The following is a 13,870-nucleotide window of genomic DNA, read 5'->3' on the forward strand; positions in this document are numbered from 1 at the left end:
CTGTCGCAATAAATTTCAAGACCTGAAGGATATACGCCCTCGCCCATCCCTGAGCAAAACCCTTACACAATTTCACACAGCGCCTACAAAGCTTCACCGCTAATCTCGGCGTCTGCCCGTAGGATGCGGGCATCAATATTGGGGGTTGTACATGTCGAAGAAACTGCTGGCCGGGCTCGGCCTGATCGCGATGGCGCTGACGCTGAGCGCCTGTGATTCATCCTCGAAGGCTGAGGAACAGGCGCCACCGGCCACGGTGCGCATCGAGACGATCGAAGCGCATCCCCTGACGCTCAGCAGCGAACTCAGCGGCCGCATCGCCGCGCCACGAATCGCCGAAGTGCGGGCACGGGTGGCCGGTGTGGTCTTGCAGCGCACCTTCCGCGAAGGCAGCGACGTGAAAAAGGGCGACGTGCTGTTCCGCATCGATCCTGCACCGTTCAAGGCTGACCTCGACAGCGCTGAAGCCGCGCTGCGCAAGGCAGAAGCCAATGCCTTTCAAGCGAAACTGCAAGAGCAGCGCTACGCCCAGTTGATCGACGACAAAGCCATCAGCGCTCAGGACTACGACAACGCCCGCGCCAATGCCCGGCAAACCGCCGCTGACGTTGCGGCCAACAAGGCTGCCGTCGAACGGGCGAAACTGAATCTGGGTTATGCCACCGTTACCGCGCCGATTTCCGGTCGCGTCGGCCGTGCGCTGGTCACCGAAGGCGCATTGGTCGGGCAGAACGAAACCACACCGCTGGCACTGATTCAGCAGCTCAATCCGATTCACGCTGACCTCACCCAGTCGACCCGTGAGCTCAACGAATTGCGCCGCGCGTTCCGCTCCGGGCAGTTGCAGGAAGTCGGTCAGGATCAGGTCAAAGCCACGCTGATTCAGGATGACGGCAGCCTGTATCCACTGCCGGGCAAATTGCTCTTCAGCGACATCACCGTCGACCCGGGTACCGGCCAGATCATCCTGCGCAGCGAATTCCCCAACCCGGATCTGGATTTGCTGCCGGGTAGCTTCATTCGTGTGCGTCTGGAGCAGGCGACCATTCAGAACGGCATTACCGTGCCGCAGCGTGCCGTGCAGCGTGACAGCGCCGGCATTGCTCAGGTGCTGACCGTCGATGAGCAGATGCGCGTCGCTGAGCAACCGGTGCAACTGGGCGCGGTGCAGAACAATCGCTGGATCGTCACCGGCGGCCTCAAGCCCGGCGACCGCATCGTCATCGAAGGCCTGCAACACGCCCGTCCCGGCGAAACCGTACAGATCGACGACACCCCTCTTCCACTTGCCCAGACCTCTGGTCAGTAAGCAGGACGCTTTTCTATGCCGCAGTTCTTTATCGACCGCCCGGTGTTTGCCTGGGTCGTCGCGCTGTTCATCCTGTTGGCCGGTGCGCTGGCCATCCCGCAGTTGCCGGTGGCGCAATACCCCGACGTCGCCCCGCCGCAGATCGAGATCTACGCCGTGTACCCGGGCGCCTCGGCGCAGACAATCGACGAAAGCGTGGTCAGCCTGATCGAGGAAGAGCTTAACGGCGCCGATCACTTGCTGTACTTCGAATCGCAAAGCAGTCTCGGCAGCGCGACGATCAAAGCCACGTTCCAGCCGGGCACCAACCCGGAGCTGGCGCAGGTCGACGTGCAAAACCGCCTCAAGGTGGTCGAATCGCGCCTTCCGCAAGCGGTCAATCAGCAGGGCTTGCAGGTCGAAAAAGTCTCGTCCGGTTTTCTCTTGCTAATCACCCTGACCTCCAGCGACGGCAAGCTCGATGACGTGGCGCTCAGCGATTATCTGGCGCGTAACGTGATGAACGAGATCAAGCGCCTGGAGGGCGTCGGCAAGGCGCAGTTGTATGGTGCCGAACGGGCCATGCGCATCTGGATCGATCCGCAGAAGCTGATCGCGTTCAACCTGACACCGGCTGACGTCAATGAAGCCATCGTGGCGCAGAACGCCCAGGTTTCAGCGGGTAGCATCGGTGATCTGCCGTCACCTTCGACGCAGGAAATAACCGCGACCATTCTGGTGAAAGGCCAATTGGCGACACCGCAGGAATTCGCCGACATCGTGCTCAAGGCCAATCGCGATGGCTCCACGGTGCGCATCGGTGACGTCGCGCGGGTCGAGATCGGCAGTCAGGAATACCAGTTCGGTACGCGCCTCAATGGCAAACCGTCGACCGCTGTCGGCGTGCAGTTGTCGCCGGGCGCCAACGCACTGAACACCGCGACGTTGGTGCGGGCGAAGATGGATGAGCTGTCGCGCTACTTCCCGGCGGGTGTGGAATACAAGATCCCGTACGACACCTCGCCGTTCGTCAAAGTCTCGATCACCAAAGTGATTTACACCTTGGGCGAAGCGATGCTGCTGGTGTTCGCGGTGATGTTCCTGTTTCTGCAGAACGTGCGTTACACGCTGATCCCGACGCTGGTGGTGCCGGTGGCGCTGATGGGCACGTTCGCGACCATGCTGGCATTGGGGTTCTCGATCAACGTGCTGACCATGTTCGGCATGGTGCTGGCCATCGGCATTCTGGTGGACGATGCCATTGTTGTAGTGGAGAACGTCGAACGGATCATGGCCACCGAGGGCTTGTCGCCCAAGGAAGCCACGCGCAAGGCGATGACACAGATTACTGGCGCGATCATCGGCATCACGTTGGTGCTGGTCGCCGTGTTTATTCCGATGGCGTTCATGCAGGGCTCGGTCGGAGTGATCTACCAGCAGTTCTCGCTGTCGATGGCGACGTCGATTCTGTTCTCGGCGTTCCTCGCCCTGACCCTGACGCCGGCATTGTGCGCGACGCTGCTCAAACCGATTGCCAAGGGCGAGCATCACGAGAAGTCCGGGTTCTTCGGCTGGTTCAACCGCCGCTTCGAGCACCTGACCGATCGTTATCAGGGCTGGGTCGGCTATGCGCTGAAACGCAGCGGCCGTTACCTGCTGATTTACGCTGTGCTGCTGGTTGGGCTGGGCCTGTGCTTTGCGCGTCTGCCCTCCTCGTTCCTGCCGGTGGAAGATCAGGGCTACACCATCACGGATATTCAACTGCCGCCCGGCGCCACCAAGAATCGTACGGTGGCGGTGGCCGAGCAACTTGAAGCGCATAACGCCGGCGAGCCGGGGATCAGTGACACCGTGGTGATTCTCGGTTTCAGCTTCTCCGGTAGCGGCCAGAACGCAGCCTTGGCGTTCTCGACGCTGAAGGACTGGTCGCAGCGCAGCGGTGATGATGCCGCCAGCTCGATTGCCGATCGCGCCAACATCGCGCTAAGTGAAATCAAGGACGCCATGGCGTTCTCGGTGCTGCCACCGCCCGTGGATGGTCTCGGCACGTCGAGCGGTTTCGAGTTCCGCTTGCAGGATCGCGGCGGCCTCGGCCATGCGACCTTGATGCAGGCGCGCAGCGAACTGCTCGCGGCTGCCGAGAAAAGCCCGGTATTGATGAATGTGCGCGAAAGCGCGCTGGCCGAAGCGCCGCAGGTGCAACTGGTGGTCGACCGCAAGCAGGCCAATGCCCTCGGCGTCTCGTTCGCCGACATTGGTAATGTGCTGTCCACTGCCGTCGGCTCCAGCTACATCAACGACTTCCCCAATCAAGGGCGCATGCAACGCGTTGTCGTGCAAGCCGAAGGCGATCAACGCAGCCAGGTGGCCGATCTGCTGAAAATGCATGTGCGCAACAACACCGGGCATATGGTGCCGCTGTCGGCATTTGTGCAGGCCAACTGGATTCAAGGCCCGGCGCAATTAACCCGTTACAACGGCTATCCGGCGATTGCGATTTCCGGCGAACCGTCTCCGGGGCACAGTACCGGTGAGGCCATGGCGGAAATCGAACGTCTGGTGGCGCAGGGGCCGAAAGGCCTGGGTCAGGAATGGACCGGGTTGTCGTTGCAGGAACGCTTGTCTGGCAATCAGGCGCCGATCCTCCTCGGTCTGTCGTTGCTGGTGGTGTTCCTGTGTCTGGCGGCGCTGTACGAGAGCTGGTCGATTCCGACTTCGGTGTTGCTGGTGGTGCCCCTGGGCGTCCTCGGCGCGGTGCTGGCGGTGACATTGCGCGGCATGCCCAATGATGTGTTCTTCAAGGTTGGCCTGATCACCATCATCGGTCTGTCGGCGAAGAACGCGATCCTGATCATCGAGTTCGCCAAGAGCCTGTATGACGAAGGCCACGATCTGATCGATGCGACGTTGCAGGCAGCGCGTTTGCGTCTGCGACCGATCGTGATGACTTCGCTGGCGTTCATTCTCGGCGTGGTGCCGTTGGCCATTGCCACTGGCGCCAGTTCCGCAAGCCAACAGGCGATCGGCACCGGGGTGATCGGCGGGATGATTACCGCGACACTGGCGGTGATCTTCGTCCCGGTGTTCTTCGTCGTCGTCATGAAACTCGTACAACGATTCACCAAACCCCACTGATCCAACTGTAGGAGCTGCCGCAGGCTGCGATCTTTTGACTTTGCTTTTAGAAGATCAAAAGATCGCAGCCTGCGGCAGCTCCTACAAAAGCGGGGTTGCGTACGCTATGGTGCAGAGACAGTTCACCAACGTGAGTCCCCATGCGCTTCCTCGCCCGCACCCACCCTCGCCTGTCCGCCGCCGCCCTGTTCGGCCTCGCCACCGGCCTGTTGGTCCCCGCCGATTCCATCGCCAGCAAAATCCTCATCGGCTGGAACGCCGGTGTCTGGACTTATCTGATCCTGATGTTCTGGCTGACCGCGCGCGCCAAAGCCCCGGACGTCAAACGCATCGCTGAAGTCGAAGACGAAAATGCCGGGCTGGTGCTGTTCGTGGTGTGCATCGCCGCGCTGGCGAGCCTGGCGACCATCACCTTCGAGCTTGCCGGCAGCAAGGACCTGGAAACCACGCGCAAACTGCTGCACTACGGTTTTACCGCACTGACCGTGATCGGTTCATGGCTGCTGATCGGGGTGATTTTCTGCGTGCACTACGCCAGGTTGTATTACACCTGGGATGGCAAGGAGCCGGCGTTACGTTTCGCCGAGGGGCTGACGACCCCTAACTATTGGGACTTCTTGTACTTCTCCTTCACCATCGGCGTCGCCGTGCAGACGGCAGATGTCGGTGTTGCCACGCGCGATATCCGCAAAATCGTATTGGCACAATCGTTGATCGGATTCGTGTTCAACACCGCGATTCTGGGCTTTTCGATCAATATCGCTGCCGGTTTGTTCGGCTGACGGCATTCCGCCCGTCGGCAACAAGTCGAAGGCAAGTGATCATTCACTTGACGAAATATTTGTTTTTGGTGTTTCCTGAAACCGGTTTCAGCACTGTTCGCAGACGCTGAACCTATAAATCCAATAATAAGGTTTCAGACCGTGAACGACTTCTCCGCCGCCCAGCGCAGCCGCGTGACCATGCTTGATGTCGCCGAACGCGCTGGGGTATCCAAAGCCAGCGTCTCGCGCTTCATCGGCGATGATCGCGCCCTGCTCTCCGATGCCATTGCGCTGCGCATCGAGCAGGCCATCAGCGAACTCGGCTATCGTCCCAATCAAATGGCCCGAGGCCTGAAACGTGGGCGTACACGCCTGATCGGCATGCTGGTGGCCGATATCCGTAACCCTTATTCGATTGCCGTCATGCACGGGGTGGAGACCGCTTGCCGTGCCCACGGCTACAGCCTGGTGGTGTGCAACACCGATCGCGATGACGAGCAGGAACGCCAGCACCTGGCGCTGTTGCGTTCGTACAACATCGAAGGGCTGATCGTGAACACGCTGGGCCATCACCGTGACGAATTGCACGAGCTGCGCCGCGAGATGCCGCTGGTGCTGGTGGATCGCAAGGTCGAAGGGCTGGACAGCGACATGGTCGGACTGAACAACCCACAAGCGGTGGAGATGGCGCTCACGCATCTGGAGCAGCGCGGTTATCGGGATCTGGTGCTGGTCACTGAACCGTATGACGGCACCAGTTCGCGGATCGAGCGGGTCAGCAGTTTTCAGGCACAGATTGCTCAGCGCTCGGTCCTGGCGGGTGCGGTGCTGGAAACCGGCGACGATCTCAACGCTCAACTTCAAACCTTTCTGAACACCCCCGGTAATGCCCCGAAAGCGCTGTTTTGCGCCAATGGTGTGGCGGCGTTGGCGGCCACGTCGGTATTGCGAGTATTGGGTGTTCGGTTGTTCGAGGATGTCGGGCTGATAGCCCTGGATGATCTGGATTGGTATCCGTTGGTGGGCAGCGGGATTACCGCGCTGGCTCAGCCGACGGCAGAGATTGGCGCGCGGGCGTTTGAGTGTTTGCTCAAGCGCTTGCGTGGGGATGACGACGAGGCGCGGGTGGTGGATTTTGCGCCGGTGCTGGTGGAGCGTGGGTCGACCCGTGAAGTAGGCGGTGTCTGATCTGACGCTATCGCTGGCAAGCCAGCTCCCACAGGTTCAGAGGTGTACCAAGCCTTTGTGTACGACCCGAACACTGTGGAAGCTGGCTTGCCAGCGATGAGACCCGAAAGGACAACACAGAAGCACCTGATATTTTTTTGAACAAAAATGAAACCGGTTTCAGAGGTCAATAACAATGAATAAACCCGCCGTTTCCATCAGTCTGTCCAGCTACGGCGCCGAACTTGTGCGCCAACGCGGGCAGGATGCTTTCATCGATGTTCTGGCTGCGGCCGGGGCCAATCGCATCGAGTGGCGTGAAGAGCTGCTGACGCGTGAAGACCCTGCGCAACTGGCGCAGGCCACACAGGCGCTGGGCTTGCTAAGCATCTATTCCTCACCGACCGAACTGTGGCTGGCCGGTCAGGCGCAGCCCAATCCCGAGTTGATCACCGCACTGCAACAAGCCGAAGCGTTCGGCTCGAAATGGCTGAAAGTCTCCCTCGGCTACTTCACCGACACCAACGATCTGCAAGCCCTGGCCGAACGCCTGAAGCACACTTCAGTGCAACTGCTGGTGGAAAACGACCAGACCCTGCACGGCGGACGCATCGAACCGTTTCAGCGCTTCTTCGCGGCCGTCGAGCAGCACAACCTGCCGATCAGAATGACCTTCGACATCGGCAACTGGCAGTGGCAGGACCAATCCGCCGCCAGCGCCGCACGCCTGCTCGGCCGGCATGTCGGTTACGTGCACTGCAAAGCCGTGGCCCGGCGCGCCGACGGCAAACTGGTCGCGGTGCCGCCGGCCGTCAGTGACCTGCATCTGTGGGAACAACTGCTGCGGCACATGGCCCAAGGCGTTATGCGCGCCGCCGAATATCCATTACAGGGCGAGGACCTGGTGCAGCTGACCACCGAGCACGTCGCCGCCCTCGCCCGCCTCGGCCAATCGCGTCTGGAGCCAGCTCATGTCTGAGATCGATATTCTCTCGTTCGGCGAAACCATGGCGATGCTGGTCGCCGAGCAGACCGGTGATCTGGCGGCAGTCGAACACTTTCACAAGCGCATCGCCGGGGCCGACAGCAATGTTGCGATCGGGCTGTCGCGCCTGGGTTTCAACGTCGCGTGGCTGAGCCGCGTCGGTAATGATTCGCTCGGGCGTTTTGTGGTCGAAACCTTGATCAAGGAAGGTCTGGATTGCAGCCACGTCGATGTCGATAAACAGCACCCGACCGGTTTCCAGTTCAAATCCCGCAACGATGACGGCAGCGACCCGCAGGTCGAGTATTTCCGACGCGGTTCGGCGGCCAGTCATCTGTCGTCCCAGTCGATCACGGCCAGTCTATTGAGCGCCCGCCATCTGCATGCGACTGGCATTCCTCCGGCGCTCTCGGCGTCGGCGCGGGAGATGTCCTTTGAGCTGATGACACGCATGCGCAATGCCGGGCGCAGCGTGTCGTTCGACCCCAATCTGCGTCCGAGCCTGTGGGCCAGCGAGGGCGAAATGATCCGCGAGATCAACCGTCTCGCCGCCCTCGCCCATTGGGTGCTGCCGGGGTTGAGTGAGGGTCGTTTGCTCACCGGTTTCGAAGACCCGGCGGACATTGCTGCGTTTTATCTTGATCAAGGTGCCGAAGCGGTGGCGATCAAGCTTGGCCCGCAAGGCGCTTATTACCGAACGCAGCTGGATCAGGGTTTTGTTGCCGGCGTGCCGGTGACCAATGTCGTCGATACGGTCGGTGCCGGTGACGGCTTTGCAGTGGGGATGATCAGTGCCCTGCTGGAGCATCAGAGTTTTGCCGAGGCAGTGCAGCGTGCGAACTGGATTGGCAGTCGCGCGGTGCAGAGTCGGGGGGATATGGAAGGCCTTCCGACCCGGGCTGAACTCTTCAGCGAATTTGAGGCCGCCATCGCTGGCAAGCCAGCTCCCACAAGGGTTGATGTTGGCAATGCAATCTTTGACATACCCGAGATCCCTGTGGGAGCTGGCTTGCCAGCGATGAGGCCCTGACAGGCAACCGATTCATTGAACCTGCTGCGACAAAAACAACAAGCTCAGGAGCAAGACCCATGAAAACCGCAACCCTCGCCACCCGCCGCTGGTGGTACATCATGCCCATCGTGTTCATCACCTACAGCCTGGCGTATCTGGATCGCGCCAACTACGGCTTTGCCGCTGCCTCGGGCATGGCCGAAGACCTGATGATCACCCCGGGCCTGTCATCGCTGCTCGGTGCGCTGTTCTTCCTCGGGTACTTTTTCTTCCAGGTGCCGGGTGCGATCTACGCGCAAAAACACAGCGTGAAGAAACTGATTTTCGTCAGCCTGATTCTCTGGGGCGGCCTCGCCACGTTGACCGGCGTGGTCTCCAACGCCTATTGGCTGATCGTCATCCGCTTCATGCTCGGCGTGGTCGAAGCCGCTGTAATGCCGGCGATGCTGGTGTATCTGTGCCATTGGTTTACCCGTGCCGAACGCTCGCGGGCCAATACCTTTCTGATCCTTGGCAACCCGGTGACGATGCTGTGGATGTCGGTGGTTTCGGGTTATCTGGTGCAGCATTTCAGCTGGCGCTGGATGTTCATCATCGAGGGCCTGCCGGCGGTGCTCTGGGCGTTTATCTGGTGGCGTCTGGCCGATGATCGTCCGGCGCAGGCCAAGTGGCTCAACGAGCAGGAAAAGCAGGATCTGGAAAGCGCACTGGCTGCTGAACAGGTCGGTATCAAAGCAGTGAAGAACTACGCCGAGGCGTTCCGTTCGCCGAAGGTGATCATTCTCGCGCTGCAGTTTTTCTGCTGGAGCATCGGCGTTTACGGCTTCGTACTGTGGCTGCCGTCGATCCTCAAGGCCGGCGCGCAAATGGACATGATCGAGGCCGGCTGGCTGTCGGCGCTGCCGTATCTGGCGGCGGTGATTGGCATGCTTGTGGTGTCGTGGGGTTCGGACAAGTTGCAGAAGCGCAAACGCTTCGTCTGGCCGCCACTGCTGATCGCATCGATCGCGTTTTACGGCTCCTACGCGCTGGGCGCAGAGCACTTCTGGTGGTCGTACACGCTGCTGGTGATTGCCGGCGCGTGCATGTACGCACCTTACGGGCCGTTCTTTGCCATCGTCCCGGAGATTCTCCCGGCCAACGTTGCCGGCGGCGCGATGGCGCTGATCAACAGCATGGGCGCACTTGGTTCATTCGGCGGCTCGTATCTGGTCGGTTACCTGAACAGCTCCACCGGTTCGCCCGGCGCTTCGTACCTGTTGATGAGCGGCGCGTTGCTGCTGTCGGTGGTGCTGACAATTTTTCTCAAGCCCGGCGCCAGTGATCGCGTCGTCGCCAAAGCCGTCGCCACGCGTGCCGTGCCGGCGCATTCCTGAAGAGACTTTTGCCATGAAAAAACAGGTCGTGTTGTACAAGAAACTTTCACCCGCGTTGATGGCTCGTCTGCAAGAGCAGTGTGAGGTGACGCTGATCAACAGCCTCGACGCCGACGGCCTCATGCAACTGCGCGATGCCCTGCCCCGCGCCCACGGTTTGCTCGGCGCCAGCCTGAAACTCGACGCAGCGTTGCTCGATCTCGCGCCGCAACTCGAAGCCATCGCCAGCGTCTCGGTCGGGGTCGATAACTACGACATCGATTACCTGAGTCAGCGCAAGATCCTCCTGAGCAACACCCCGGACGTGCTCACCGAAACCACCGCTGACACCGGTTTTGCGCTGATCCTCGCTGCCGCCCGGCGTGTAGTGGAACTGGCGAACATGGTGCGCAGCGGCCAATGGAACCGCAACATCGGCCCAGTGCATTTCGGCACCGATGTGCATGGCAAGACGCTGGGGATTATCGGCATGGGCCGTATCGGCGAAGCGCTGGCGCAGCGTGGGCATTTCGGATTCGGCATGCCGGTGATCTATCACAGCCAGTCGCGCAAACCGGCGGTCGAGGCGCGATTCGATGCGCAATACCGCAGCCTGGAAGATCTGCTCAAGCAGGCCGACTTCATTTGCCTGACCTTGCCGCTGACGGCGCAGACCGAAGGCTTGATCGGCGCCGAGCAGTTCGCGCTGATGCGCCCGGAAAGCATTTTCATCAACATCTCGCGGGGCAAGGTGGTCGATGAAGCGGCGATGATCGAGGCGCTGCGTCATCAGCGGATTCGTGCCGCGGGGCTGGATGTGTTCGAACGTGAGCCGCTGAATCATGATTCGCCGCTGTTGCAACTGAACAATGTGGTGGCGACACCGCACATGGGCTCGGCGACGCATGAGACGCGCGAGGCGATGGCGCGCTGTGCGGTGGAGAATCTGTTGGCGGCGCTGAAGGGAGAGAAACCGGCGAATCTGGTGAATCCATCGGCCTGGCAGGGCTGAAATTTTCATTGCCTGTTCTGGCCCCTTCGCTGGCAAGCCAGCTCCCACAGGGTTCTCGAGCGGACACAAATATCATGTCCACCTCAAATCACTGTGGGAGCTGGCTTGCCAGCGATGGGGCCAGTGCATGCAACACAAAGTCATCAAGCACTACGCACCTGTAAAAGCTGCGCCGCACACAAGGCAATCCGCGCACAGGCATCCGCGAGTTTCACCCGATCGACCACCAAACCAATACGGATATGCCCCGCCGCACTCGGCCCGAATGCCTCACCGGCCAGCACCGACACGCCGTAACCCTCCAGCAACTGCTCGGCAAACGCCTGGGCATCCAGCCCCGTTTGGCGCACATCGACCATCACGAACATGCCGCCATCAGGACGAATCGGATAAAGCCCCGGACAACCGTGCAGACGCTCGCAGACCAGATCCCGGCGCAGGCGATACTCCTCGCGCATCTGCGTCACTTCCGGCAAATCGGTCTCCAGCGCAATCTGCGCGGCTTTCTGCACAAAATCCGGCAACCCGAACAACATGCTCAGCGACAAATTGACCAAATGCTCGGCCAGCGACTTCGGCCCGATCATCCAGCCGATGCGCCACCCGGTCATGGCGTGGGATTTCGACAGGCTGTTGATGGTTGCCGTGCGTTCGGCCATGCCCGGCAAACTCGCCGGGCTGACGTGCTGACCTTCGTAAAGCAGTTCGCTGTAGACCTCGTCGCTGATCAGCCACAAGTCATGGCGGATACACAGCGCCGCCAGTTCTTGCCAGATCAGCAGTGACAGGCTCGCGCCGCTGGGGTTGTTCGGACTGTTGAGCAGCATGGCGCGGGTTTTCGGGGTGATGCGCGCGGCGACGTCGAGCGGGTCGACGCGAAAGCCGTTTTCCGGACGCACCGGCACCGGCACCACCGTTGCGCCGCACGCGCCAAACACGCCTTCGTAGGTGACGTACATGGGTTCGGCGACGATCACTTCATCGCCGGGATCGAGCAGACATTGCGCCACCGAATACACCGCGCATTGCGCGCCGGGCATGATGATCACGTGGTCGGCATCCACCGCCTGCCCGCTGCGCCGCCGATGGCGTTCGGCAATCAGCGTGCGCAGCGCCAAACGACCTCGCACTTCGGAGTAATGGGTATCGCCTGCCAGCAAGCTGTCGATCGCACCGTGGACAATCGGCAGCGGTGTATCGAAATCCGGGTCGCCAACGCTCAGCAGCAGGATATCGACTCCCTCGGCGCGCAACTCCAGCGCTCGGTCATGAATCTGCCAGGCCGCTGCTCCCTCCCCGGCGATTCGTTGGGTCAAGGCTGAATAGCGCATGTACGTCTCCTGATTGCGCGGTCTCCAGCCTTCACCGTATCTCAAATCACGAAACGCGCCACCATGGCATTCAAATCCACCGCCAGACGCGACAGTTCGTGAGTCGCGGCGCTGGTCTGGTTGGCCCCGGCAGCCGATTGCGTGGCCAGATCGCGGATGTTGACCAGGTTGCGGTCGACCTCGCGCGAGACTTGCGCCTGTTCTTCCGAAGCGCTCGCGATCACCAGGTTGCGTTCGTTGATCTGATGGATCGACTGGGTGATCTGCTCCAGCGCCACGCCGGCCGCGCGGGCCATTTCCAGGGTGGTCTGGGTGCGCTGATTGCTTTGCTGCATCGACGACACCGCTTCGCCGGTGCCGTTCTGGATACCGGCGACCATTTTCTCAATCTCTTGGGTCGATTGCGCGGTGCGATGGGCCAATGCCCGAACCTCGTCCGCGACCACGGCAAAACCACGCCCGGCCTCACCGGCGCGTGCGGCTTCGATTGCGGCGTTGAGCGCCAGCAGGTTGGTCTGTTCGGCGATGGCGCGGATCACATCGAGCACTTTGCCGATATCACGGCCCTGCGCGGCCAGGCCTTCGATCATGTGCGCGGTGTTCTGCACGTCATGGGTCATGGTCTGGATCGCGTCGACGGTTTTCACCACTTGATCGCGACCTTCGCGGGCGGCGTGGGTCGATTGATTCGAGGCCTCGGAGGTCGACACGGCGTTGCGCGCGACCTCTTCGACCGCGGCGGTCATCTCGTTGACCGCGGTGGCGGCTTGCTCGATTTCATTGTTCTGCTGCTGCAGGCCCCGGGAGGCTTCTTCGGTTACCGCGCTGAGTTCTTCGGCAGCGGCGCCCAGTTGGGTGGCGGAGCCGGCGATCTGTTCGATGGTTTTGCGCAGGTTGCTCTGCATGGTGGCCAGTGCCTGCAGCAACTGCGTCGCTTCATCCTTGCCGTCGATTTCGATGGTTTTGCTCAGGTTGCCGTCGGCAATGGTTTGCGCAGCCAGTACGGCACGGTTCAGCGGGGTGACGATGCTGCGAGTCAGCAGCCAGGCCAGTAGCACGGTGGCCAGCGCTGCGATCACGGCAACGATGATGATCCCGGTCACGGCGCTGTCGTAGTGTTCACCCGCCTTGGTGGCCGCCGTTTTCGCATCGGTCGTGTTGATTGCAATCAGCTTGTTGAGCTGCTCGCCCATCTGGTCGGTACCCTCCTTGATCCGCGTGTTGATCAGGGTGCGCATCTCGTCGAGTTTGTCCTGACGCGACAGCTCAATCATCTGACTCTGCGCTTGCAGGTAGTTGTCCAGGGTGGTTGAGAAGGTCTGGTAGATTGCACGTTCTTCAGGGCCTGCCGGCAGCGCGGCATAGCTGGCCTGAGCCTTGCGCGCCTTGTCGACCAGCACGGCAATGCGCGTTTGCGCCTCTTGCAGGCTGGCCGGCTCGCGATTGACCAGTACACGGAACGACAGGATGCGCATGCGCAGGACGTTTTCCGTTACCGCACTGAGGTGAGTGACGCTGGGCAATTGCGTCGAGTCCATGTCGATCGAAGCCTGACGGATGATCGACATGCGATTGACGGCGAACACACCGAGCACGATCACCAGCAAGGCGATAAAGGCAAAACCGAGAAAGGCACGGGGCGCGATATTCAGGTTAAGCAGGGACATAGTTGAGCTCTCGAAAGATAGAAACTACGAGCGTCCATGCGTCATCACTGGCCCGAGGGGCGGGCTCAGTCCGGCGTCACTGTTTTTTAGGAAGTTTGGTGCGCGCCTGTTGGTTGTATCGGCCAGGCTTTAGGAAGATTGCGGGTCAAGAGCA

General features: G+C 60.9%; 10 protein-coding genes. 8 read left to right on the forward strand and 2 right to left on the reverse strand.

All coding sequences use genetic code 11. The features are described from left to right. Positions 1 to 151 precede the first annotated feature (151 nt). The 8 genes from M9827_RS09815 (at position 152) to M9827_RS09850 (ending at position 10,718) form a co-directional block, all read left to right on the forward strand. On the forward strand, positions 152 to 1,309 hold the full coding sequence (locus M9827_RS09815) for an efflux RND transporter periplasmic adaptor subunit (RefSeq protein ID WP_250605276.1): 1,158 nt from the start codon (positions 152 to 154) through the stop codon (positions 1,307 to 1,309). 15 nt (positions 1,310 to 1,324) lie between these two features. Beyond that, on the forward strand, positions 1,325 to 4,423 hold the full coding sequence (locus M9827_RS09820) for a multidrug efflux RND transporter permease subunit (RefSeq protein WP_250605277.1): 3,099 nt from the start codon (positions 1,325 to 1,327) through the stop codon (positions 4,421 to 4,423). A gap of 140 nt (positions 4,424 to 4,563) precedes the next feature. Beyond that, positions 4,564 to 5,205, forward strand: coding sequence for a DUF1345 domain-containing protein (locus M9827_RS09825; protein WP_250605278.1), 642 nt, complete (start codon positions 4,564 to 4,566; stop codon positions 5,203 to 5,205). Between the two features lie 141 nt (positions 5,206 to 5,346). Further along, on the forward strand, positions 5,347 to 6,375 hold the full coding sequence (locus M9827_RS09830) for a LacI family DNA-binding transcriptional regulator (protein ID WP_350310005.1): 1,029 nt from the start codon (positions 5,347 to 5,349) through the stop codon (positions 6,373 to 6,375). A gap of 175 nt (positions 6,376 to 6,550) precedes the next feature. Continuing rightward, complete coding sequence (locus M9827_RS09835; protein ID WP_250605279.1) at positions 6,551 to 7,333, forward strand: sugar phosphate isomerase/epimerase family protein; 783 nt, start codon at positions 6,551 to 6,553, stop codon at positions 7,331 to 7,333. Further along, positions 7,326 to 8,369, forward strand: a complete 1,044-nt coding sequence (locus tag M9827_RS09840) for a sugar kinase (protein ID WP_250605280.1) — start codon at positions 7,326 to 7,328, stop codon at positions 8,367 to 8,369. The genes M9827_RS09835 and M9827_RS09840 overlap by 8 nt, the downstream gene beginning before the upstream one ends. 59 nt (positions 8,370 to 8,428) lie before the next feature. Continuing rightward, entirely contained in the window at positions 8,429 to 9,727 is a 1,299-nt protein-coding gene (locus M9827_RS09845) for an MFS transporter (protein ID WP_095050893.1), read from the forward strand. 13 nt (positions 9,728 to 9,740) lie between these two features. Continuing rightward, positions 9,741 to 10,718 (forward strand): 2-hydroxyacid dehydrogenase, encoded by a 978-nt coding sequence (locus M9827_RS09850; protein ID WP_250605281.1) that lies wholly within the window; start codon positions 9,741 to 9,743, stop codon positions 10,716 to 10,718. A 143-nt stretch (positions 10,719 to 10,861) separates the two neighbouring features. On the opposite strand, the gene M9827_RS09855 is transcribed toward M9827_RS09850, so the two are convergent. Together M9827_RS09855 and M9827_RS09860 are read right to left on the reverse strand one after the other, a co-directional pair. Continuing rightward, positions 10,862 to 12,049: a pyridoxal phosphate-dependent aminotransferase gene (locus tag M9827_RS09855; protein ID WP_250605282.1), complete on the reverse strand. Its 1,188-nt coding sequence runs from the start codon at positions 12,047 to 12,049 to the stop codon at positions 10,862 to 10,864. 41 nt (positions 12,050 to 12,090) lie between these two features. Then, entirely contained in the window at positions 12,091 to 13,716 is a 1,626-nt protein-coding gene (locus M9827_RS09860; RefSeq protein ID WP_250605283.1) for a methyl-accepting chemotaxis protein, read from the reverse strand. Positions 13,717 to 13,870 lie beyond the last annotated feature (154 nt).

The organism is Pseudomonas sp. AKS31, assembly GCF_023634765.1.
GTDB lineage: Bacteria > Pseudomonadota > Gammaproteobacteria > Pseudomonadales > Pseudomonadaceae > Aquipseudomonas.